Genomic DNA, 1,436 nt, shown 5'->3' on the forward strand with positions numbered 1-1,436 from the left:
CAGGGCGAATCCGTCGCCCGTGCCGTAGAGGACGGTGACGGAACCGGCGTCGGTCTTGGCGTCTATGTCCTCGCCGGGGGCGCCGATCACGAGGTCCGCGTACTTGTCGTCGTCCACGTGCGCGGCGATGACGGAGCCCCCGAACCGGTCACCGGCCTCCGGGGTGCCGGGCACCTCGACGGTGGCCTGGGTGATGCGCCGCACGCCGTGCGGCCCCGGCCCGTACTTCCCGCCGAACACGACGCTCACGTACCCGGCCTTGGCCTTGCCGCCGACGGTGCCGCTGGGCACGCCGACGAAGAGGTCGTCGTATCCGTCGCCGTTGAAGTCGCTGGTGAGGGGGGTGGGGGCGGGCGCGGCGGTGGCGGTGGCCGCGAAGGGGAGGGTGAGGCCGGTGGCGGCGATGGCGGTCGCGGTGGCGGCGACGGCGAGGGTGCGGGTGCGGGCGCGCAGGGGCACAGAGAGCTCCAACTCAGAAGTGGACACAGGGAGTTAGCCGCTGGGTCTGCCGGCTTCACTGCTTCGACTGCTTCGGCTCTTCGACTGACGTGACTGCTGTGGCTGATTCACCTGTGTGACACCTGGGGTTGGCCAAGGGTTGCCCCCGCGCGCACGCCTCGCTTCAGCCCGCGGTTCAGCCCGCCGTTCAGCCCGCGAGGTCCCAGCCGAAGGCCGAGTACTTCGTGGAGAGGCCCAGTTTGCTCGGGCCGAAGCTGGTGGACGACGTCGTGGAGTAGAGCGAGTCCGTGGCTCCGGGGAGGTGCCAGAGGGCGCCCGCGTCGTCGTTCTCCTGGGAGGCCGTCGCCGTGAGGTCCAGGCGGCCGTCGGCGCCGATGTCCGAGGCGAGCAGGGTCGCGCCGAAGCCGTCGATGGACTCCGAGGCACCCGGGACGCCGGGGCTGTCCTGGGTGAGCGTGATCGCGCCGGTCGTCCGGAGGCCCGACGTGGAGCCGCGCAGCACGGTGACCGCGCCCGCGCCCAGGACGAGGTCCGGTTCGGAGCCGAGGCTCTCGCCGGGGGCGCCTGCCGCCAGTTCCGCGTGGCCGTCGCCGTCGAGGTCGCCCACGGCAACCGACGCGCCGAAGTTGTCCCCGTACTCGGAGGAGCCCGGGACGCCCGCGCTGCTCTGCGTCAGGGTCGTACGGCGGGTGGCGCTCGGCCCGGACGAGGTGCCGTAGACGACGCTGACCTCGCCGCCCTTGGAGCCGGACGGCTCGTCGCCGGGCTCGTCGGGGTTGCCGAGGGCGATGTCGCCGTAGCCGTCGCCGTCCAGGTCGCCGATGGAGGCCGTCGTGCCCGCGCGCAGGGTCGCGCCCTTGCTCAGGCCGGATGCGGTGCCCTTGTAGTGGACGGCCGCCCCGAGGTGGTCGCTGTTGGTCTTCCTGCCGGTGACCACCAGGTCGGCCTTGGCGTCGCCGTCCACCCGGCCCGCCGTC

At 73.1% G+C, this 1,436-nt stretch carries 1 protein-coding gene and 1 pseudogene; both read right to left on the reverse strand.

The genetic code is table 11. The annotated features are described in order from the left end of the window. Nucleotides 1-471 (reverse strand): annotated as a pseudogene (locus ACZ5CR_RS45130) (integrin-like protein); the annotation flags it as partial. 175 nt (nt 472-646) lie between these two features. Beyond that, nucleotides 647-1,436, reverse strand: a 790-nt coding sequence (locus tag ACZ5CR_RS45135; protein WP_468869441.1) for an FG-GAP repeat protein, incomplete at its 5' end; no start/stop codon positions are given.

The sequence above is a fragment of the Streptomyces sp. NPDC031274 genome, from assembly GCF_055570235.1.